The organism is Pseudomonas sp. FSL W7-0098 (assembly GCF_005930585.1).
GTDB classification, from domain to species: Bacteria; Pseudomonadota; Gammaproteobacteria; order Pseudomonadales; family Pseudomonadaceae; genus Aquipseudomonas; species Aquipseudomonas bubulae.
Genome location: NZ_RXHW01000002.1, coordinates 292,430 through 312,551 on the forward strand (window position 1 = coordinate 292,430; position 20,122 = coordinate 312,551).

Genomic DNA, 20,122 nt, shown 5'->3' on the forward strand with positions numbered 1-20,122 from the left:
CTGGACCCGTAATGGCTATAGAACTGCTTGAACCCGCAAACGCCAAGGCTTATCGCCAACTGATGCTTGAGGCTTATGCGCAGCACCCCGAGGCTTTTGTATCCTCCATAACCCAACGTGAGAAGTTACCGCTGAGCTGGTGGGAAGCAAAACTGGACGATGAACTGAGCGCCCTGTTCGGTGCATTTGTCGATTCCCGACTGGTGGGCATTGTCGGCCTGGCATTCGAACCCTGGGAAGATGCCCGGCACAAGACCACGTTGTTTGGTTTGTATGTGTCGCAGGCTTTTCGTGGGCAAGGGCTGGGGGAGCATCTGGTGCAGGCGGTGGTTTCACTGGCTGAGCAAGAGCCCGAAACCAAGGTGATCGAACTGACGGTCAGCGCTAACAGCGATGCTGCACTGGCGTTGTACCAGCGCTGCGGTTTTGCACAGTCTGGGCTGGAAGACTGCGCAATTCGGGTGGGGGAGGCCTATTACGACCGGGTGCATATGCGCCGGTTGGTCAATATAGAAGAGAGCTGACCGGGCTCTGGGTGGGAGCGGGCAAGCCCGCTCCCAAACTGCCTTGCCGTTGTCAGCGAACCGCACTCACGCCATCCAGCGTCGAAAATGACGTGTCCTTGGCTGTCAGCAAAAAGTCGCGCATATAAGGTGCATCCAGCATGTCGGCGCGAATCGCGGCGTAGAGTGTCGCAAACAGGCCTTTCTCGCCCAGGCGTTTGGCCTTCACATAACCCCGTGAGCTGTATTCATGCAGCGCCCAGTGCGGCATCCCGCAGACTCCCCGGCCGCTGGCTACCAGCTGCATCATCATCACTGTCAGCTCCGAGGTGCGAACCTGCGCAGGTTCTACATCGGCCGGCTCCAGGAAGCGGGTAAAGATGTCGAGGCGATCGCGCTCCACCGGGTAAGTGATCAGAATTTCGCTGCTCAAATCCTCAGGCACGATAAATGGCTTGCTGGCCAATGGATGCTGATTGGCCACTGCTAGCATGGCTTCATAGGTAAATAGCGGCACATAGGTCAGCCCGGCGATTTCCTGCGGGTCGGACGTGACCACCAGATCCAGATCGCCCCGGGCCAGTGCCGGCAAGGGTGCGAAGGCAAAACCGGATGCCAGATCCAGCTCGACCTCGGGCCAGGCATCGCGGAACTGGTCAATGGTCGGCATCAACCACTGGAAGCAGCTGTGGCACTCAATCGCCATATGCAGACGACCGGCCGTTCCGCCAACCAGACGTGCGATATCGCGCTCGGTACCGCGCAGCAGGGGCAGCATGGCATCGGCCAGTTGCAGCAGGCGCAAGCCGCCGCTGGTGAAGCGAACCGGTTTGGTTTTGCGCACAAAGAGGGGCATGCCCATGCGCTCTTCAAGCTCTTTGAACTGGTGGGATAAAGCGGACTGGGTCAGGTGCAGGCGTTCGGCTGCTTCGACCAGACTGTCTGACTCGCGCAACGCGTGCAGGGTTTTGAGGTGACGAATTTCCAGCACAGTGGCTCCATGAGTAACTTTGATGATCAACACGAAAACGTTGAGTTTGTCTCATGTTGTAGCGGGTGTCGATAATAGTGCCATTACTTACACGAAGGAATGTTGTTATGGCCCTGGCACACAATCTTGGTTTCCCCCGCATCGGCGCAGACCGCGAGCTGAAAAAAGCACTCGAAGCCTACTGGAAGGGTGATATTGACCAGGCCGCGCTGAAAGACGTTGGCCGCCAATTGCGTGCCACCCACTGGCAGTTGCAAAAAGACGCAGGCATCGATTTGTTGCCGGTCGGTGACTTTGCCTGGTACGACCAGGTGCTGACCCACTCATTGACGTTCGGCGTGATCCCCCCGCGTTTTTCCAGCACCCTGGACGAGCAGCGCCAGCCAACCCTGGATACCCTGTTTGGCATGGCTCGCGGTGCCAGTCAGAGCTGCTGCGGTGCTGAGCACGGCAAAGGCCAGTATGCCCAGGAACTGACCAAATGGTTCGATACCAACTACCACTATCTGGTACCGGAATTCAGTCAGGACCAGCGCTTTGATCTGAGCTGGAACGAGCTGTTTGAAGAAACGGCAGAAGCACAGGTGCTGGGCCATAAGGTCAAACCCGTGATCATTGGCCCGTTGACCTACTTGTGGCTGGGCAAGGCCAAAGGCAACGAATTCAACAAGCTCGACCTGCTGGAAAACCTGCTGCCGGTTTACGCTCAAATCCTGTCCCGCCTGGCTGAGCAGGGCGTGGAATGGGTACAGATCGACGAGCCGATTCTGTCGCTCGACCTGCCACAGGAATGGAAAAACGCCTTTGAACGCGCGTATCACATTCTTCAATACTCGCCACTCAAGAAGCTGGTTGCCACCTACTTCAGCGGCCTGGAAGACAATCTCGGCCTGGCGGTTGGCCTGCCGGTGGATGGCCTGCACGTGGATCTGGTGCGTGCTCCCGACCAGTTGCATGCCATTCTGGACCGTCTGCCGACTTACAAAGTGTTGTCCCTGGGCCTGGTCAATGGCCGCAACGTGTGGCGCTGCGATCTGGAAAACGCCCTGGCGCAACTGCAGGAAGCCGAAGAGCGTTTTGGCGATAACCTGTGGGTGGCCGGTTCCTGCTCGCTGTTGCACAGCCCGGTGGATCTGGACCGCGAAACCAAACTGGATGCCGAACTGAAAAGCTGGTTGGCCTTCGCCAAGCAAAAGTGCGCTGAAATTGCAGTGCTGCGTGATGCGCTGAATATCCCGCAAGACCCCAAGGTACAAGAAGCCCTGGCCCAAAGTCGCGCCGTACAACAAAGCCGGGCCAGCTCGCCACGTATTCACAAGGCCGCCGTACAAGCCCGTATTGCAGCGATCACCGACGCCGACAGCCAGCGCCAGTCACCCTTTGCTGCACGGATCGAAGTGCAGCGTGCCCGCTTGAATCTGCCGGCATTCCCGACCACCACCATCGGCTCGTTCCCGCAGACTGCTTCGATTCGTCTGGCGCGTCAGTCTTACAAACAAGGCAAGTTGTCGACCAGCGAATACACCGACGCGATGCACAGCGAAATCCGCAACGCTGTACTGGTCCAGGAACGTTTGGGTCTGGACGTACTGGTACACGGCGAGGCCGAGCGCAATGACATGGTCGAGTATTTCGCCGAGCAACTGGACGGCTATGTGTTCACCCAATACGGCTGGGTACAGAGCTACGGTTCACGTTGCGTAAAACCGGCCATCATCTTCGGCGACCTGAGCCGCCCGCAGGCCATGACCGTTGAGTGGATCAAATACGCTCAGGGCCTGACCGACAAGGTGATGAAAGGCATGCTGACAGGCCCGGTGACCATGCTGATGTGGTCCTTCCCCCGCGAAGACGTATCGCGCAAAGTACAGGCGCAACAACTGGCTCTGGCGATCCGCGATGAAGTGGTGGATCTGGAACAGGCAGGGATCAAAATCGTGCAGATCGACGAAGCCGCGTTCCGTGAAGGTTTGCCGTTGCGCCGTGCACAGTGGCAGGAATACCTGGACTGGGCGGTGGAAGCCTTCCGTCTATGTGCCTCGGGTGTGGGGGATGAAACCCAGATCCACACCCATATGTGCTACAGCGAGTTCAATGATGTGATCAAGTCGATTGCCGCGATGGACGCGGACGTGATTACCATCGAAACCTCGCGCTCGGACATGGAACTGCTTGATGCATTTGAAGCGTTCGACTATCCGAACGACATCGGCCCGGGTGTGTATGACATCCACTCGCCACGGGTGCCGGAAACGGCCGAGATGATCAAGTTACTGAGCAAGGCAGCGCAGCGTATTCCCGCTGAGCGGCTATGGGTCAACCCCGACTGCGGCCTTAAAACCCGGGCCTGGGCCGAGACTGAAGCGGCACTGATCAACATGGTCGCGGCAGCACGGCAACTACGCTTGCAAGCCGCTTGAGATCAATAGCCCCTCTCCCTCCGGGTGAGGGGCTTTGAGGTGTTACCTGACAATTTTATCGACATGAATATCCAGCTTTTTCAGGCGGTACCAGAAACTGCGCTCGGATATGCCGATTAACTGCGCCGCCGCAGCCTGTACGCCATTGGCCTGTTGCAGGGCACTTAGAATGTAGGCTTTTTCGACTTCGGCCAAGGCGGCTTCCAGGTCGGGGGGCACGCTTGGTCCGGGGGCAAACAAGGCACTGCTCTGGCCGGGTTGGGCACTGAACAGGTAGGGCGGCAGGTCACTGTCCTGGATAGTGCTGCTATTGGCCACAATGGTGGCGCGCTCCACGCAGTTTTGCAGTTCGCGAATATTGCCCGGCCAACTGTACTGGGCCATCGCCTGCAAGGCGCTGGGGCTGAAACCGGTGATGCGTTTGCCTGCGGTAGCACCCAGGTTATGGGCAAAGTGCCGCGCCAGCGAGGCGATGTCTTCAACGCGTTCGCGCAACGCGGGCAGCGGAATCGGGAAGACGTTCAGGCGGTAATACAAGTCTTCGCGAAACTCCTTGTCGGCTACGGCTTGCAGCAGGTTTTTGTTGGTCGCGGCGATGACCCGCACATCCACCTTGCGCTCTCGCGGATCCCCCACTGGCTCGATCACCCGTTCTTGCAGCGCCCGCAGGATTTTTGCCTGCAAGGCCAGGGGCATATCGCCCACTTCATCGAGAAACAGGGTGCCCTTGTCGGCCTGCATAAAGCGCCCGACCCTGTCTGCTACGGCGCCGGTAAACGCGCCTTTGCGGTGGCCGAACATCTCGCTTTCAAGCAGCCCCTCAGGAATCGCCGCACAGTTGACCGCGACAAAGGGTTTGTCGGCGCGGCTGCCGTGTTTGTGGATGGCGCGGGCGACCATCTCTTTGCCGGTACCGCTTTCGCCAGTCAGCAGGATAGTGGCGTTGCTCTCGCGTACCGAGTCGATGGCCTGCAGCACCCGGCGAAAGCTTGGGCTGTCGCCAATCAGGCTGTCGATGTGCTGGTGCTCGTCCAGCTCGGCGCGCATGCGCGCGTTGTCGCGCAAAATGTCGCGAAACTGCAGGGCTTTGCTGACCGTAATATCCAGCTCGTCGATATCAAAGGGCTTGGCGATGTAATCGTAGGCGCCGTTACGTATGGACTGTACGGCGTTTTTTACCGTGCTGTAGGCAGTCATTACAATCACTGGCAGGTTCGGGTAACGCTGTTTGATCTCGGCCAGTAACTGCGGGCCGTCCATGCCGGGCATGCGCCAGTCGCTGATCACCAGGTCGATATCTTCCTGCTCCAGAACTTCAAGTGCCTGCAGGCCGTTGCTGGCAGTGAAGACCTGAATCCGGTTCTGGCTCAGTGCCGAGCTGAGCAAGTCGCAGAGTTTGGGCTCATCGTCGACCACCAGCACGTTATGACTCATGTTTCATCCCCTCCGTGGGCCGGAATGTACAGGTTGAAGGTGGCTCCGACGTCTTTCTCGCTGATGCATTCGATGCGTCCGTCGTGGCTGTCCATGATGGAGAACACTTTGGCCAGGCCCAGCCCCGAGCCTGAGGCTTTGGTCGTCACAAAGGGCGTGAAAATACGCTCAAGCATATCGGGTGCGATTCCTTCTCCGGTATCAGCAATGCCTATTACTGTGTAGTCCTCTTCGCGGGAAATACGTACGGTCAGGCATCCGCCCTCAGGCATGGCGTCGATGGCGTTGATGATCAGGTTCAGGCACGCCTGTTTGAGTTGTCCGGCATCGGCGTACAGGGTCGCACCGGGCGCCTGATCGTCGATGTGGGCATCAATAGTGTGGCTTTCCAGCTCCGGTTTGCAGAAACCCAGAATGTCTTCGACCAGAGGCCGCGCCAGCTGCGGCGCACGCACGGGGGCGCTGGGCTTGGCGAATTCGAGAAACTCGGTGATCAGGTCATTGATGCGGGTCACTTCGCTGACCACGTACTCCAGATGGCGCTTGTCGGTTTCCCCCAGATCGGCCCGGCGGTGCAACAGTTGGGTCGCGGTTTTGATAATGCCCAGCGGATTGCGAATTTCGTGGGCCAGGCCCATGGCCACCTCGCCCAGGGCATGCAGGCGATCGCGGCGACGCAATTGGGCTTCGAGATGATGCAGCTCGCCCAGTCGTGCGGTCATATGGTTGAAGGTGCTGCTCAGCTCGGCCAGTTCGTCGTTGCCCGACACCGCCACGCGTTGGTTGTAGTCCCCGGCAGTGACGGCGCGTACCCCTTCGGAGAGGTCGCGCAACGGCCGGGTAAGGCGTTCGGAAACCAGCCAGCCGACGGTCAGCGACAGTACCGAGCCGACCAGGAAGATCAACGCGAACAGGTTGCTCTGGTTGACCAGCCCCACCAGGCTGCTATGGCGCAGCAGGCCACTGTAGATCACCCCTTGCAGCTCACCGGTGTCGTTGAGGATGGGCCAGTACAAGCCGCTGTAGCGGCTGGTGAATTGTTCGCTGGGCTGACGGGTTTCCCGCAGGGTTTGTTCGATGGCGCCGGGCACCATCAGCTGGCGGTCTTCGAAACGCTGGCTGGAGAATATCTCGGCAAAGCCTGCCGTATTGGACAGGTACAAACGCAAGTCGAGGGAGTGCACGTCGGCCACGCTGGTCAGAAAGCTGCTGTCCATATAGGTAGCCACCAGCAGCTGATAGTTCACTCCATCCTGGCTGGTGGCAAAGGTCGAGACTACGGTGCCGGTTGGCACACCGCCGACATTGATAGTTTGCAGTACAGCGTTGGGGCTCAGGCTGATCTGGTCGACAATGGTGTCGCTGGCGGTACTGAAAATCACTTTGTGGTCGCTGTCACGGATCAGCGCGACCACGTCTATGCCCATGGCTTCGGCGATATCGGCAGTCAGCCGGTCATGGCGGATGGCCTTGCTGGAGGACGGCGGGTGGGCGTGTTGGAGAAGCAGCTTGGCGGCGCGGGCGTTGTCCGCGAGGATTTCGCTGATCTCGTCCTTGACGATTTTGGTCGACTCCTGCAGCCAGACCCGTACGTTACTGTCGAAAATCTGCGACAGGGTGGTCGCTGCCAGTTCGGCAGCAATCATGGTCGGGATCACGCTGACCAGCCAGAACGCCAGCACCAGTTTGCGCTGTACGGTCCAGCGCGACACTTTGAAGGGTTGTGGCTGGCGCGGTGTTTTGGGCGTGGTGGGCATTAGTACTCGCTTATCGCAGCCGCCAGTGCCGGGTCGTGGCGGTCAGGGCGAATGAACAGTTTGACCAGTTTGAGTGCGTTATTGATCAGCCAGTTGCGATGCCGGAAAAACAGCGTATTGCTTTGAAAGGTGCAGCCCAGACGAATCTTGCTCGCGTAGCCGGCCTGACCGCATTCGTACAGGGCAATATTGTGACGTATGCAGTAATCGACATTCACCAGCCAACTCCTGAAGTACAGATTGTAGTCACGGGTGAGCTCAAGGTCGTGACCAAAAAACTTGTCGATCAGACGGTGTTCGTCAATCAACACCAGATTGAACGCCACCAGTTGATCGTCGAGCCAGTACAAAACGCACACTGCCCGGTCGCCGAGTTGTTGGAGGATACCGGTGAAATAGGTCGCTGGTAAGCGCTCCAGTTGCAGATCACTGCGCGCCAGGCTGGCCTCGTACAGGCGCATGATTTCAGGCAAGACGTCGTCAATTGCGTTGCGCCATTCCACCCGTGGGCCAGGCGTACGCAGTTTGCGGCGCATGTCTTTGCGGGTGGACTTGCCCAGCGAGCCAAGGTAGCCGTCCACTGACCCAAAGGGCACGGGCAGCGTCGCGCTGGGCAAGCCGGGCATGGCCTGAAAGTCCGCCGCCTTGCAACTGTGCGCCCAGTCAGCGTCATGGCTGGGGACGTCCTTGACGGCAATCAGGCCGATACCCAGGCGGGCTGCATCGGTCTGGGCCAGGGTCAGCAACCGGGCGAGCAGGGCAGGGCGCTGCGCCGCCTGTACATGACTGGCCGTTCCCGCACTGCATTGTTCGGTCACCGGTGAGCCGATGGCGTAAAGCTTTAGCTGCACCAACCCCGGGAGTGCGCGATTGAGTTTTTCGGTAAAGCGTTTGCCGATGCCCTGGACCGTGGTGTCGAGGCGATAGCACGTGGTGAACGCAGTCGCTGCGGCAATCAGGGTGGAACCTTCGAACAGCGTCAGGTAACGCCATGCAAAGCCTTCAATCCCGGCTTTTTCGACGGCCATAATGTAATCCCAATCCTCCAGGGCATCTGGAAAACAGTCATTCCAGGCTTCACGGTCGATTGCCTGAATGGATGAAAAGACTTGGGCTGTAATCATGGGGCGTCCTTGGGCTCAGGCCTGCTTGAGGTACTCGACAGGGACCGGTGCCGTGCGGCTGTTTTTCTTGATAAAGGCGTCACTCAGTTCGATCACGCGGCGGTATTGCAGGTCGACGGTGATCATGTGATAGCAGTTGTCGAGCAGCACCTTGGTCACCGGCCCGCCCAGATGGCGTTCGACGTAATCGGCGTTCCAGCGGCTGGTGATATCGTCTTCAATGGAGTGCAGCACCAGGGCTTTGGTGGTGATCGAAGGCATGCGTTTTTTCACCACGGCATTCATCCGGTGCAGTTCACGCACGGTGATCCCTTCCATCGTCAACAACCCGGCATTGCTGCTCTCGCCGGCTTTCATCTGGCGCTCGACAATGGCCCTCAGGCGCTGGTTTTTAATACCGTAGGGCGGCTTTTCCTCAAAGCTGCACAGGTGCACACCAAAGGGGATCTTCATCAGCAGCGGGGTCATAAAGGCCAGCTTGTTGATGCTCCAGCCGTCATAGCGCAAGGTCGTGGAGTACATCAACAGCCCGGCGACCTGGCCCGGGTGTTCGGAGGCCAGGTACATCGACATTACCGCACCCATCGACAGCCCGCCGACGAACACCTGCTGGTGGCGCTGGCGGATCCCGGCAAAGGTCTTGCGCACGCCTTCATACCAGTCCAGCCAGCCGGTGGCCTGCAGGTCGCTGTTGTCACCGCAGTGCCCGGCCAGGGTGGGGACGTACACCGTGCACGTCCCGTCTTTTGCCAGCCCCTGGGCAACCCGACGCAACTCCGTCGGGGTGCCGGTAAGGCCGTGGATCAACAAGACCCCGACCTCACCCGTGCCGAGAACGAAACCGGTGTTGCCTTCGCCCAGATCGATCTCTGCCCCGTTCACCGTTTCATGGCTCGAGCCAGCAGGCGATCGAGCAGGGCGATGCCCAGGTCGATTTCGGCGTAGCTGATTTCCAGCGACGGCGCCAGGGTGATAACGTTCTTGTAGTAGCCGCCCACGTCGAGAATCAGACCCAGACGTTTGCCGTCGATTTCGATATCCCCCTTCATGCCTTCCTCAACCATGAAGTCGAGAGTGGCCTTGTCCGGGGTAAAACCGTCCGGGCCGCAGATTTCGCAGCGCAGGGCCAGGCCCAGGCCGTCGACGTCACCGATGATCGGGTAGCGTTTTTGCAGATCTTGCAGGCCGTCGAGGAAGTACTTGCCCTTGGCCATGACCATCGCGCCATAGTCGACTTCGCTGGTCATCTTGAACATTTCCAGGCCCACCGCAGTACCCAGCGGGTTGGAGGCGAAGGTGGAGTGGGTCGAGCCCGGCGGGAATACCTTGGGGTTGATCAGCTCTTCACGGGCCCAGATGCCGCCCAGCGGGTTGAGGCCGTTGGTCAGTGCCTTGCCGAACACGATGACGTCGGGTTTGACGTCGAAGTGTTCGATCGACCACAGCTTGCCAGTGCGCCAAAAGCCCATCTGGATTTCGTCAACCACCATGAGAATGCCGTGCTGATCCAGTACGTGCTTGAGCTCGCTGTAGAAGTTCATCGGCGGGATTACATAGCCGCCGGTGCCCTGGATCGGCTCGACGTAGAACGCGGCGTATTCGCTCTGGCCGACTTTCGGGTCCCACACGCCGTTGTATTCGGTCTCGAAAAGACGGGCGAACTGTTGCACGCAGTGGCTGCCGTACTCTTCCTTGGTCATGCCTTTTGGCCCGCGGAAGTGGTACGGGAACGGGATGAAGTTGGCGCGTTCGCCAAAGTGGCCGTAACGGCGACGGTAGCGGTAGCTCGAGGTGATCGATGAGGCGCCCAGGGTGCGGCCGTGGTAACCGCCCTCGAAGGCGAACATCAGGCTTTTGCCGTTGCTGGCGTTACGCACCACCTTCAGCGAGTCTTCGATGGATTGCGAGCCGCCGACGTTGAAGTGCACACGACCGTCGAGGCCGAACTTGTTTTTAGCGTCGACTGCAATGCGCTCCGACAGCTCGATCTTGCCCTTGTGCAGATACTGGCTGGCGATCTGCGGCAGGGTGTCGATCTGTTGCTTGAGGGCGTTGTTCAGGCGCGGGTTGGAATAACCGAAGTTGACTGCCGAGTACCACATTTGCAGGTCGAGGTAGGCCTGGTCTTCGGTGTCCCACACGTAGGAGCCTTCGCAGCGGCTAAAAATGCGCGGTGGTTCGATGTAGTGAACGGTGTCGCCGTACGAGCAGTACTTGGCTTCTTTTTCCAGAAGAATCTGGTCTTCAGGGGTAGCGATTCGAATATCAGACATGATTGAAGAGTTCCTGCTGTTCACGAGAATAGTGGGGCGCGTTGGCGGCATGGCTCGGCAGTTTGGCGAGCAGGGCCGGGAGTTCGGCAAAGGAGTCAAATCGTGCGTACGGGATACCGTTGCGCTCGCAGTGGTCGGCCAGGCTGTCCCTGGCAAAGACGAAATCGGCGCCAGAGGCCACGCACATGTCGGAGCGGCCATCGCCAATCACCAGCACGCGTTTGCCGTCGGGGGCGGATTTGCACTTGCAGTTGCCCGAGGCGGCACGGCAGGCGTCGCTGGAATAAGGGAAGTCGATGCGCCAGCTGTTCTGGTCGACCTGACGCAGGCGGTTGGCCAGGATCGGCAACAGGCTTACGTAGTTACGGGCCAGAATGCGGGCGATGGCTTGTTCGATGCCGTCACTGACGACCTCGATGGAGGCGCCAAGACCGATGACGTGGTCGACGAAGTCGGGGAAGTCAGGGTCAATCTCAACGCTGTCGAAATAGGCCAGCAGCTCGGCAGGCGTGGCTTTGACCAGCGACAGCTGGCGGCTCAGGCATTCACGCGAACCGATGTCACCCTGCAACCATTGGTCTTCGATCGCTTCCCAGCTGGGGTCGGCGAAACGTTGAAGAATGTTGTCGATGACGTCGGTACGGGTAATGGTCCCGTCGAAATCACACACGATATGCCATTGCATCATCTGCATTGTCCTGTCGAAAAGGCGCGCTTTTTGCGCTTGCCAGAGGACATAGCATTGACTGTGCCAACTATTGAAAGCCCCGTGGGCTGGGGCTCTGCGCGAGTTTTTGGGTGGCAGTCGGGCTTGAAGCTACAATTTTTGTAGCTTGCTACAAACAACATGAGTGCTTGCGCAGGCCGCGCTAAAAAGGGATTGATGCGCGCATAGAACCTCTATGGAACCCTCGTGATGAAAACTCCGGTCTGTGCTTTTTTGCTGCTCACTTTGTTGGGCGTCAGCGCGGCTGCCCATGCCGCAGACGGCCCCAGTGGGGAAGTGGGCATGGGGATTGGCTATCAGCCGTATGATCCAAGCGCCAGCCGCTACCAGACAGTGCCATTGCCGTATTTTGATGTGGACTGGGGCGATGTCAGCCTCAATACCGATGACGGCCTGACCTGGAGTGCTTTCAAGGCCGACGGCTGGAGCGCAGGGCCCGTGCTCAACTATGTGTCGGGACGCAATGCCAATGGTTCGCTGCGGGGCCTGCGCGATATTTCAGACATGGCCATGTTCGGCGGCTTTGTGCAGTACAGCCCGGCTGACTTCTGGCGTGTCTACGCACAGCTCGGGCAGGCGGTGGGTGGTGCAGGCGGTCAAGGCGGGGTGCTGGGTCAGGTCGGGGGCGAGTTGGGTTACCCGCTGGGGCAGGGGATTATCGGCAGCAGCCAGTTGGCGGTGCACTTTGCTGATGGTCGGCAGATGTCGACCTTTTTTGGCGTAAGTGACAGCGAGGCGCAGGCGTCAGGGATTTCCGCGTACAAGGCCAGTGGCGGCCTCCAGAATGTTACCTTGACCCAGAATTTCGAGTTTCCGCTGACCGCGAACTGGTCGCTGGTGACCAGTGCCAGCTGGACACGCCTGCTGAGGGCGGCGGCGGACAGCAGCATCGTACGCGAGCAGGGCAATGTGAATCAGGGCGCGGTGCAGACGGCGGTAAGTTACAAATTCTGAAGCGGCCCTCTCAACCCTCTCCCGGAAAGAGAGGGTTGGGCTAAGGGAAAGCAGGCAGTGACTCAATGTTCCGGTTCACCATCGGCCAGCAGCGCAATCCCGCCGACAATCACCGCCACGCCTGCCCAGTGCAGTGCGCTGATTTGCTCGCCAAGGCCCAGCCAGGAGCCCATCAGCACCCCGACAAATACCAGTGAACTCAAGGGAAACGCCAGCGACAGGCTGCTGCGGCGCAATATCAGCATCCAGACAAAAAACGCGCCGAAATAACAGGCAATGGCCACCCATACTCCCGGGTTGAGCAGCACGGCCTGGAGCCACTGCAGGGTGAAGTCCATCTGTCCCAATTGATCGCCACCGATTTTGGTGGCTATTTGCCCTGCGCTCTCGAGAGCAATCAACAAGGCCCACAGCACAATCGTGCCCAAACGCCCGTGCAGCCAGCCGTTATCCGGGGCTTTTAACCCGTCAGTGTTTGCCATTGCTCAACTCCTCAAGCTGCGGTGATGCAGACCAGCATCACTCCAAGGGTAATAACCAGGGTGCCCATCCAGCGCCGACGGCTGACGTGTTCGCCCAGGAACACCTTGCCGGCGAATACCACACCGCAATACGCCAGCGCAGCGGCCGGGAATAGCAAGCTCAAGGGTGCCCTGGACAGGGCCTCCAGCCAGACGAAGAACTCAATCACGTAAGCGCCGACCCCAGCCCACAGCATCGGTGCACTAAATACCTGACCCCAGAAGGCATTCAGGCGAAAACCACCCTCCAGTTCCGGCAAGCGATCCAGGCCGATTTTGAAACACAGCTGGCCGATAACATCGAGCACAATGGAAAACGCCACCAGCGCAATTACGATCAAGGACATGGGAACAGCTCCTCGAATAAATGGATCAGTGCTTCATTGGTGGTTGAGTTGCGCAGCAGATCGCTTTCACTCCAGCGCTCAGGTGCTGGCTGGTCCGATCGGGCCTCCCAGCGTTTGAGCACATTGCGGTGCGCAGCCTTGGCAAACTCACCGCAAACATCAATACCCAATACCCGCTTGCTGGTGGCCAGGGCACGAAGGGCGTGAAGCAAGTGGGTCAGGCGCATACCGCCCTGATCCCAGTTGGTGGCGGCGTCTTCGCTGGCAAGCACGTCTTTGTCCACGGTAATCCAGATCGCTTCGGTGGGCAGGCTGAGGATCAGCTCCTGGAGAAAGGCCGGCCAGTCCTGGTCGGCGAGGTTGCGCCAGTGCAACAGGTTCTCGTGCTGCTCGTGCCCTGCGCCGTCGCCGATTCGGCCCCAGACCTTGGTGGGGGCATGCTGCCAGGGGAATAGTTGCAAATCGCCACGGCACAGGGCTCCGAGATTTGCGCCCTTGAACTGCGGGTTTTGCAGGTCGTCACTGCAGGGGCCGAGGGTGACTATGCGTTTGATGTTCGGCAGCTTCAAGGCGCGGTTGACCCACGAACCGCAATGGCGGCGGGGGGCAAAGCGTACCCAGTCAGGATGGTTGTCGAAGTGGATCAGGGTGATCGGTTCGGGCAAGTCCGCGAGCAAGGCCGGGGTCAGGTGGTGATAGTCGCCGGAGCCTATAAAAAAGATTTCTGGCCGCTGCGTGGAGCGTTTCGGCCGTTGTTGCAGGCGTTCAGCGAAGCGCCGGTAATTGCGTTCGGTGGACCACAGACGCAGTTGCGGCCCCAGTTCCAGCAAGTCCATGCGTGTGGCACGACCGTCGGTCAGACGTTGCTTAATCGGTGCTTGTGAGGTCAGGCTGTGATCAAGATCGAGAATATTCAAAGTGTGATTTACCCCATGTCATCGCCGCCGATCCAGGCAGGGCGGGCTTTATGGGGTAAATGCAAGGGGCGGGCCAAACGACTTGGCCAGTGGGGGCCGGGGTTGCCAGCGAGGTTGTCACTGCTGTTTATCTGGCAAACCGCGTCATGTGTATTGCGAGCAAGCCCGCTCCCATCGTTTCAGTGCAGGCGTACCCAAACGCTGACCAGCACGGTCGCGGCCATCAGCCAGGCTACGGCGGCCAGCGCCAGCGAGGCTTCAAGGCGCATGCGATCGACCAGCACGTACAGGGCAGCGAGGTACACGAAGTAAGGAATGATCGACCACATGCCGAACACAATGGTGGTTTTCAGGTCGTCCACCGAGCGGCCTTTGCCGACGATGTAGTGGGCGATCAGGGCAAAGGTTGGAAACAGCGGCACAAGCCCTGCGATGTAGTAGTTTTTGGTTTTGGCCAGCATGGCCAGAATGATCACCACTCCAGCGCCCAGTGCAGCTTTGAGAATCAGATCCATCAGTGCGCGAGCCCGTATTTTTTGACTTTATCGAAGAGGGTGGTCTTGGCCATGCCCAGTTCCTGGCTGGCCTGGGTCAGGTTGCCGCCGCTGCGTTGCAGGGCATCGTTGAGCAGGTTGCGTTCGAACGCTTCCACCGCCTCGGAAAACCCCAGCCCCTGCGCTGCATTGCTCCCCGGCTTTTTGAACGCCGGCAGGCCCAGGGCAAAACGTTCGGCCACGTTGCGCAGTTCCCGCACATTGCCCGGCCAGTCATGACTCATCAGGCTGGACAGGGTCTGGTTATCCAGCTCCGGGGCCGCACGGTCGAAACGCAATGATGATTGCTGCAGAAAGTATTCAAACAGTTGCAGGATGTCTTCGCGGCGTTCGCGCAAAGGAGGCAGCTCAAGTGTGACCACGTTCAGGCGGTAGTACAGGTCGCTGCGAAACTGGCTGGCCTTGCTCAGTTGGTCGAGGTCGGATTTGGTCGCCGCGATAACCCGGCAGTCCACATCGATGCTCTGGTTGGAGCCCAGGCGCTCCAGAGTGCGCTCCTGCAAAACCCGCAGCAGTTTGATCTGCAGGTTCAGCGGCATGCTTTCCACTTCGTCGAGAAACAGCGTGCCGCCATGGGCGTGTTCGATTTTGCCGATGCGGCGTTTGCCTGCCCCGGTAAAGGCGTTGGCTTCGTGGCCGAAAATTTCGCTTTCAAACAGGTTTTCCGGCAGACCACCGCAGTTGAGGGCGACAAACTGCTGGGGCTGGCGGCGGCTGAAGTCGTGCAGGCAGCGGGCGACCAGCTCCTTGCCGGTACCGGTTTCACCTTCAATCAGCACGTTGGCTGAAGTATCGGCGACGTTGGCTATCAGTTCGCGCAACTGCTGCATGGCCGGCGAGCGGCCGATGATGCGTCCTTCAAGTGAATCACGCTCGGCAAGCTGGCGGCGCAGCGACCAGACTTCCCGCGCCAGGCTGCGCTGCTCCAGCGCACGACGGGCCACATCAACCAGGCGTTCGGGGGAGAAGGGTTTCTCCATGAAGTCATAGGCACCGTCACGCATGGCGCCCACGGCCATGGAAATATCGCCATGCCCGGTAATCAATACCACCGGCAGGGTGCGGTCGCGGGCCTTGAGGTGCTTGAGCAGTTCAAGACCATCCATTCCGGGCAGGCGGATATCACTGATGACGATACCCGGGAAGTTGTCGCCTACCAGCGCCAGCGCCTGTTCGGCACTGCTGACGCCTTCGCTGCGAATATCTTCGAGCGCCAGCGCCTGCTGGCAGCCGAGCAGAACATGGGGATCGTCTTCAACAATCAGGACCGTCAGGTCGTTATTCATGGCGTGTCGGCCTTAGCAGGTTGTACCAGCGGCAAAAGAAGGACAAATGCGACACCACCGGTGACCGGGAACTCGACACTGAGGCTGCCGCCGGCAGCAGCGGCCAGGCTGGCCGACAGGGTCAGGCCAAGGCCTAGACCCTGTTCGCCGGGTTTGGTGGTGAAGAAGGGTTCAAAGAGATGTTTGCGTGCTTCTGGCTCGATCCCGGGACCGTTATCGCGCACGCACAGACGGTATTTGGCGTCGTTGGGCTCGCCCGTCAGCCACAGTTGCGGTTGTGTCGCCTGACCTTGCATGGCGTCCAGGGCATTGCCGATCAGGTTGACCAGAATTTGCTCAAGTCGGGTTTGATCAATCTTGAGCGCCACCTCCGTGAAGTCTCGATGCAGTTGCACCCCTGATTCTTCCATGCGGCTGGCGAGCAGTTGCAGGGCGGCGTCAACGGCCTTGCCCAGGCAGGCCTGGCCATGATCGTCACCGCGGCGGGCGAAGGAGCGCAGGTTAGCGGTGATGCGGCCCATTCGGTCGACCAGATTGTTGATGGTGCCGAGGTTGTCCGCGGCGACCTTGAGATCACCGCGTTCAAGAAAGCGCACGGTATTGCCCGACAGCGTGCGCAAGGCCGCCAGCGGCTGGTTCAGTTCATGGGCGATGCTGGTGGACATCTGCCCGATGGCCGCCAGCTTGCCCGCTTGTACCAGTTCATCCTGGGCGCGGCGCAGGGTGTCTTCGGCCTGGCGCCGCTCGCGTATCTGGCCTTTGAGCCGTTCGTTGCTGGCCCGCAGGTGGGTGGTGCGCTCGGTGATCTTGCGCTCCAGCTGGTTGTTGGCCTCTTGCAGGGCTTCCCGTGCAGCCAGTCGGGTGGCTATCACTTTGCGTCGCTCATTCCAGGCAATCAGCAAAAAGGCCAGCAAGGCAAATGCCACCGCCACCAGCATTCCCTGGTTCGCCGCTTCACGGCGCAGGTCTTGCAATGGCGTGAGCAGGGTGATGTCCCAGGGGGTGTCGTTAAGCCTGCGGGTTTGCGCCAGGTAGCTGACTTCCTGGTGGTCGGTCACCACATCGTTACTGCTGGCGAAGGTGACTTTTTCTACGCCTTCGGCGAGGTTTTCCCGCTCCAGCGGTTCCAGCTCGTTAAGCGGCCACCAGTAGTACTGCAGGCTGCGGGCCAGGCGCTCCTTGGTGTCGGCACTGAGCGGGTGGATTGACTTGAGCCGCCGGGTAGGGTCGCTGGACAGGATGATAATGCCGTTCTCGTCGCTGACGTAGGCTTCGAGGCGGGCGCGTTGCCAGCGCTCCTCAAGGGCTTCGAGGCGGACTTTGATCACGGCCACGCCAATGATCTTGCCCTGCTCTTCCAGGCCGTGGGCGAGGTAGTAGCCGGGTTCACCCGAGGTACTGCCAATGCCGTAGAAGCGTCCGGGCTGGCCGCGTACGGCATCCTGAAAATAGGCGCGAAATGACAGGTCCTCGCCCAGATAACTGTCGGTATCCCGCCAGTTGCTGGTAGCCATCACGCGGCCGGTGGTGTCGAGCACATAGATGGCCCGGCTGCGGCTGCGGCGGTTCAGGCCTTCGAGGTATTGGTTGACGGTGACCCGGTTCTGCACGGAGGGATCGGCGAGCAATCGCGAAACGCTGGACTCCAGCTCCAGCAGGCTGGGCAGGTAAGTGTATTTACCCAGCTCACTTTCGACGGTACGGGCATGCAGTTCCAGTTGGCGTTCGCCGGTTTCGCTCAGGGTACGAATACCGAAGTGTTCACTGATGCGATAGCCCGCGTAGCCCAGGCCGATCGTCAACAGGATGATCAGTAGAGGCAGCAGGAAATGACGGAGCAGGCGAGGTTTCACGGCAAGTGAGGGCGGAGCACCGCGATAAAGAGTGGGGTCGCATTTCATCACAGATGCCTTGGGTCAACCACTGTGCAGTGGTTGACCGTTCACGTAGATCCACTGTGGGAGCGGGATTGCTCGCGATGGGAGCGGCGCGGTTCATCAGTTAACCAGGATCGCTGCCATCGCGAGCAAGCCCGCTCCCACCCAAGCCGGTGGGAGCTGAACGGGTGTTTAGTGCTGCAGGATCTTGGCGAGGAAGTGCTGGGCACGCTCGGAGCGGGCCGATACATCACCGAAAAACTCTTCTTTCTCACAGTCTTCGACGATTTTGCCCTGATCCATAAAGATCACCCGATTGGCGACCTTGCGGGCAAAACCCATTTCGTGGGTCACGCACATCATGGTCATGCCTTCGTTGGCCAACTGCACCATGACGTCGAGCACTTCGTTGACCATTTCCGGGTCAAGGGCCGAGGTCGGTTCATCAAACAGCATGACGATCGGGTCCATGGCCAGGGCGCGGGCAATCGCCACACGTTGTTGTTGCCCGCCGGAAAGCTGGCCGGGGTGCTTGTGGGCATGGGCCGACAGGCCTACGCGTTCCAGAAGCTCAAGGCCTTTTTTGGTGGCTTCAGCCTTGCTGCGGCCCAATACCTTGACCTGGGCAATGGTCAGGTTTTCGGTGATGGTCATGTGCGGGAACAGTTCGAAGTGCTGGAACACCATGCCAACCCGCGAACGCAGCTTCGGCAGGTTGGTCTTCGGGTCGGCAATGGAGGTGCCGTCAACCACGATGTCGCCTTTCTGGAACGGTTCAAGGGCGTTGACGCACTTGATCAGGGTCGACTTGCCCGAGCCCGACGGGCCACAGACAACGACCACTTCGCCTTTTTTGACTTCAGTACTGCAATCGGTCAGTACCTGGAAGTCCCCGTACCACTTGTTGATGTTCTTGATCGAGATCATACGGCAAACCTTTTTTGCAGACGCTTGACCAGCAGCGAGGCGGAAAAGCTGATGATGAAATACACCAGACCGGCGAAGATCAGGAACTCATTGGAGCGGCCGATGATGTCGCCACTGGAACGCGAGGCATTGAGGAAATCCACCAGGCCAACCGTGTAGACCAGAGAGGTGTCCTGGAACAGGATAATGCTCTGTTGCAGCAGCAGCGGGGTCATTTTACGAAAGGCCTGGGGCAGGATGATCAGGCGCATGGCCTGGCCGTAGCTCATGCCCAGGGCCTTGGCTGCACCCATTTGCCCCTTGGGGATGGCCTGCACGCCTGCTCGCACGATTTCGCAGAAGTAGGCTGCTTCGAACATGACGAAGGCTACCAGGCACGACTCGAACGCCCCGATCGGGGTGTCCTTGCCGGTGATCCAGCGCAGCACGAACGGCACCGCCAGGTAGAACCAGGTAATCACCAGCAGTAGCGGGATGGAGCGGAAATAGTTCACGTAAGCGCCGGCCAGGTTGGCCATCCACTTGCTTGACGATAAACGCATCAGGGCCAGCACGGTGCCCAGGGCCACACCACCGACAACGCCCATGACCATCAGCTTGAGGGTCATGATCATGCCGTTCCACAGGCCCGGCAGGGCGGGGACAATCCCGCTGAAATCGAAGAAGTCCATTATTTGCCCCCCAGAGACATGAGACCGGGTACGGCTACTTTTTTCTCGATCAGGCGCATCAACAGCATCAGGCTCATGTTCAGGGTGAAGTAGATCAACGTGGCCAGGGTGAAGGCTTCAAACAGGTTGGCGGAAAACTCGGCCGTCTGTTTGGTTTGTGCCAGCAGTTCCATCAAACCGATCAGCGAGGCCACGGACGAGTTCTTGAACACGTTGAGGAATTCGGAGGTGAGCGGTGGAATGATGATTCGGTAGGCCTGTGGCAGCAGCACGTTCCAGTAGATCTGCGCCATGCTGAAACCCATGGCGCGGGCCGCTGCTTCCTGGCCCCGTGGCAGGGCTTCGATACCGGTACGTACCTGTTCGCAAACACGTGCGGCGGTAAACAGGCCCAGACACACGACAACGCTCAGATAAGCCGAAGTGGTCGGGTTGAGGTCCTGCTTGTACCATTCCTGCAGGTTGGGCGGCAGTAGATCGGGCACCAGGAAGTACCAGATAAACAGCTGCACCAGCAGCGGAACGTTACGGAAGATTTCTACGTATACCGTGGCAATGCCCGCGATAAAGCGGTTCGGCAGGGTGCGCATCACGCCCAGCAGCGAACCCAGGATCAGCGCGACAATCCAGGCGACAACAGCGATAGCGATGGTCCAGCCCAGGCCGGAAATAAACCAGTCGAGATATGTCTCGCTGCCTACGCCGGTGGACTTGAAGAACACGCTCCAGTCCCAATTGTAATTCATGCAGGGTCTCCCCTCAGATGGGTCTATAAACAAGCACTTGCTTCAGGGAATCCGTTCTCACCCGGCAGGGTCGCCGGGCACACTTAGCCCGCT

General features: G+C 59.4%; 19 protein-coding genes. 3 read left to right on the forward strand and 16 right to left on the reverse strand.

What is annotated here, in order from left to right; translation table 11 throughout:
• The first annotated feature begins 11 nt into the window (after window positions 1–11).
• The gene (locus FHL07_RS04355) at window positions 12–524 is read left to right on the forward strand and encodes a GNAT family N-acetyltransferase (protein ID WP_095019472.1); all 513 of its coding nucleotides are present in this window, start codon (window positions 12–14) and stop codon (window positions 522–524) included.
• 52 nt (window positions 525–576) lie between these two features.
• On the opposite strand, the gene metR is transcribed toward FHL07_RS04355, so the two are convergent.
• Window positions 577–1,494, reverse strand: a complete 918-nt coding sequence (gene metR / locus FHL07_RS04360; protein WP_138738149.1) for a transcriptional regulator MetR — start codon at window positions 1,492–1,494, stop codon at window positions 577–579.
• Between the two features lie 107 nt (window positions 1,495–1,601).
• Between metR and metE the strand changes: the two genes are divergently transcribed.
• The gene (gene metE / locus FHL07_RS04365; protein ID WP_138738150.1) at window positions 1,602–3,914 is read left to right on the forward strand and encodes a 5-methyltetrahydropteroyltriglutamate--homocysteine S-methyltransferase; all 2,313 of its coding nucleotides are present in this window, start codon (window positions 1,602–1,604) and stop codon (window positions 3,912–3,914) included.
• 42 nt (window positions 3,915–3,956) lie between these two features.
• On the opposite strand, the gene FHL07_RS04370 is transcribed toward metE, so the two are convergent.
• From FHL07_RS04370 to FHL07_RS04395, 6 genes are read right to left on the reverse strand one after another with little or no spacing between them, the layout of a single operon-like run.
• Window positions 3,957–5,348, reverse strand: a complete 1,392-nt coding sequence (locus tag FHL07_RS04370; RefSeq protein ID WP_138738151.1) for a sigma-54-dependent transcriptional regulator — start codon at window positions 5,346–5,348, stop codon at window positions 3,957–3,959.
• Window positions 5,345–7,105: a sensor histidine kinase gene (locus FHL07_RS04375; protein WP_138738152.1), complete on the reverse strand. Its 1,761-nt coding sequence runs from the start codon at window positions 7,103–7,105 to the stop codon at window positions 5,345–5,347. Before FHL07_RS04375 ends, FHL07_RS04370 begins: the two co-directional genes overlap by 4 nt.
• Window positions 7,105–8,229 carry a GNAT family N-acetyltransferase gene (locus FHL07_RS04380; protein WP_095019470.1) on the reverse strand — a complete coding sequence of 375 codons (1,125 nt, stop codon included), beginning with the start codon at window positions 8,227–8,229 and terminating at the stop codon, window positions 7,105–7,107. Before FHL07_RS04380 ends, FHL07_RS04375 begins: the two co-directional genes overlap by 1 nt.
• A gap of 15 nt (window positions 8,230–8,244) precedes the next feature.
• Window positions 8,245–9,111, reverse strand: a complete 867-nt coding sequence (locus FHL07_RS04385) for an alpha/beta hydrolase (RefSeq protein WP_095001418.1) — start codon at window positions 9,109–9,111, stop codon at window positions 8,245–8,247.
• Window positions 9,108–10,502 carry an aspartate aminotransferase family protein gene (locus tag FHL07_RS04390; RefSeq protein WP_095001417.1) on the reverse strand — a complete coding sequence of 465 codons (1,395 nt, stop codon included), beginning with the start codon at window positions 10,500–10,502 and terminating at the stop codon, window positions 9,108–9,110. Before FHL07_RS04390 ends, FHL07_RS04385 begins: the two co-directional genes overlap by 4 nt.
• A complete protein-coding gene (locus FHL07_RS04395; protein ID WP_095031948.1) occupies window positions 10,495–11,190 on the reverse strand; it encodes an MtnX-like HAD-IB family phosphatase in 696 nt (231 codons plus the stop codon). Before FHL07_RS04395 ends, FHL07_RS04390 begins: the two co-directional genes overlap by 8 nt.
• A gap of 228 nt (window positions 11,191–11,418) precedes the next feature.
• Here FHL07_RS04395 and FHL07_RS04400 point away from each other — a divergent pair, with 228 nt between their 5' ends.
• Window positions 11,419–12,183, forward strand: coding sequence for a MipA/OmpV family protein (locus FHL07_RS04400; protein WP_138738153.1), 765 nt, complete (start codon window positions 11,419–11,421; stop codon window positions 12,181–12,183).
• Window positions 12,184–12,245: 62 nt separating this feature from the next.
• Here FHL07_RS04400 and FHL07_RS04405 read toward each other — a convergent pair whose 3' ends face one another.
• From FHL07_RS04405 to FHL07_RS04450, 9 genes are all read right to left on the reverse strand, one after another.
• Window positions 12,246–12,665 (reverse strand): transporter, encoded by a 420-nt coding sequence (locus FHL07_RS04405; protein ID WP_095001414.1) that lies wholly within the window; start codon window positions 12,663–12,665, stop codon window positions 12,246–12,248.
• An 11-nt stretch (window positions 12,666–12,676) separates the two neighbouring features.
• On the reverse strand, window positions 12,677–13,051 hold the full coding sequence (locus tag FHL07_RS04410; RefSeq protein ID WP_095001413.1) for an EamA family transporter: 375 nt from the start codon (window positions 13,049–13,051) through the stop codon (window positions 12,677–12,679).
• Window positions 13,042–13,968, reverse strand: a complete 927-nt coding sequence (locus FHL07_RS04415; RefSeq protein WP_138738154.1) for an arginase — start codon at window positions 13,966–13,968, stop codon at window positions 13,042–13,044. Before FHL07_RS04415 ends, FHL07_RS04410 begins: the two co-directional genes overlap by 10 nt.
• A 179-nt stretch (window positions 13,969–14,147) precedes the next feature.
• Complete coding sequence (locus FHL07_RS04420; protein WP_169844883.1) at window positions 14,148–14,474, reverse strand: GlpM family protein; 327 nt, start codon at window positions 14,472–14,474, stop codon at window positions 14,148–14,150.
• 8 nt (window positions 14,475–14,482) lie between these two features.
• A complete protein-coding gene (locus FHL07_RS04425) occupies window positions 14,483–15,808 on the reverse strand; it encodes a sigma-54-dependent transcriptional regulator (protein ID WP_095001411.1) in 1,326 nt (441 codons plus the stop codon).
• Window positions 15,805–17,709, reverse strand: a complete 1,905-nt coding sequence (locus FHL07_RS04430; protein WP_095001410.1) for a sensor histidine kinase — start codon at window positions 17,707–17,709, stop codon at window positions 15,805–15,807. Before FHL07_RS04430 ends, FHL07_RS04425 begins: the two co-directional genes overlap by 4 nt.
• 168 nt (window positions 17,710–17,877) lie before the next feature.
• Complete coding sequence (locus FHL07_RS04440) at window positions 17,878–18,612, reverse strand: amino acid ABC transporter ATP-binding protein (protein WP_016779681.1); 735 nt, start codon at window positions 18,610–18,612, stop codon at window positions 17,878–17,880.
• Entirely contained in the window at window positions 18,609–19,283 is a 675-nt protein-coding gene (locus FHL07_RS04445) for an amino acid ABC transporter permease (protein ID WP_019823564.1), read from the reverse strand. The genes FHL07_RS04440 and FHL07_RS04445 overlap by 4 nt, the downstream gene beginning before the upstream one ends.
• Entirely contained in the window at window positions 19,283–20,029 is a 747-nt protein-coding gene (locus FHL07_RS04450) for an amino acid ABC transporter permease (protein ID WP_016779683.1), read from the reverse strand. The genes FHL07_RS04445 and FHL07_RS04450 overlap by 1 nt, the downstream gene beginning before the upstream one ends.
• Between the last annotated feature and the right edge of the window lie 93 nt (window positions 20,030–20,122).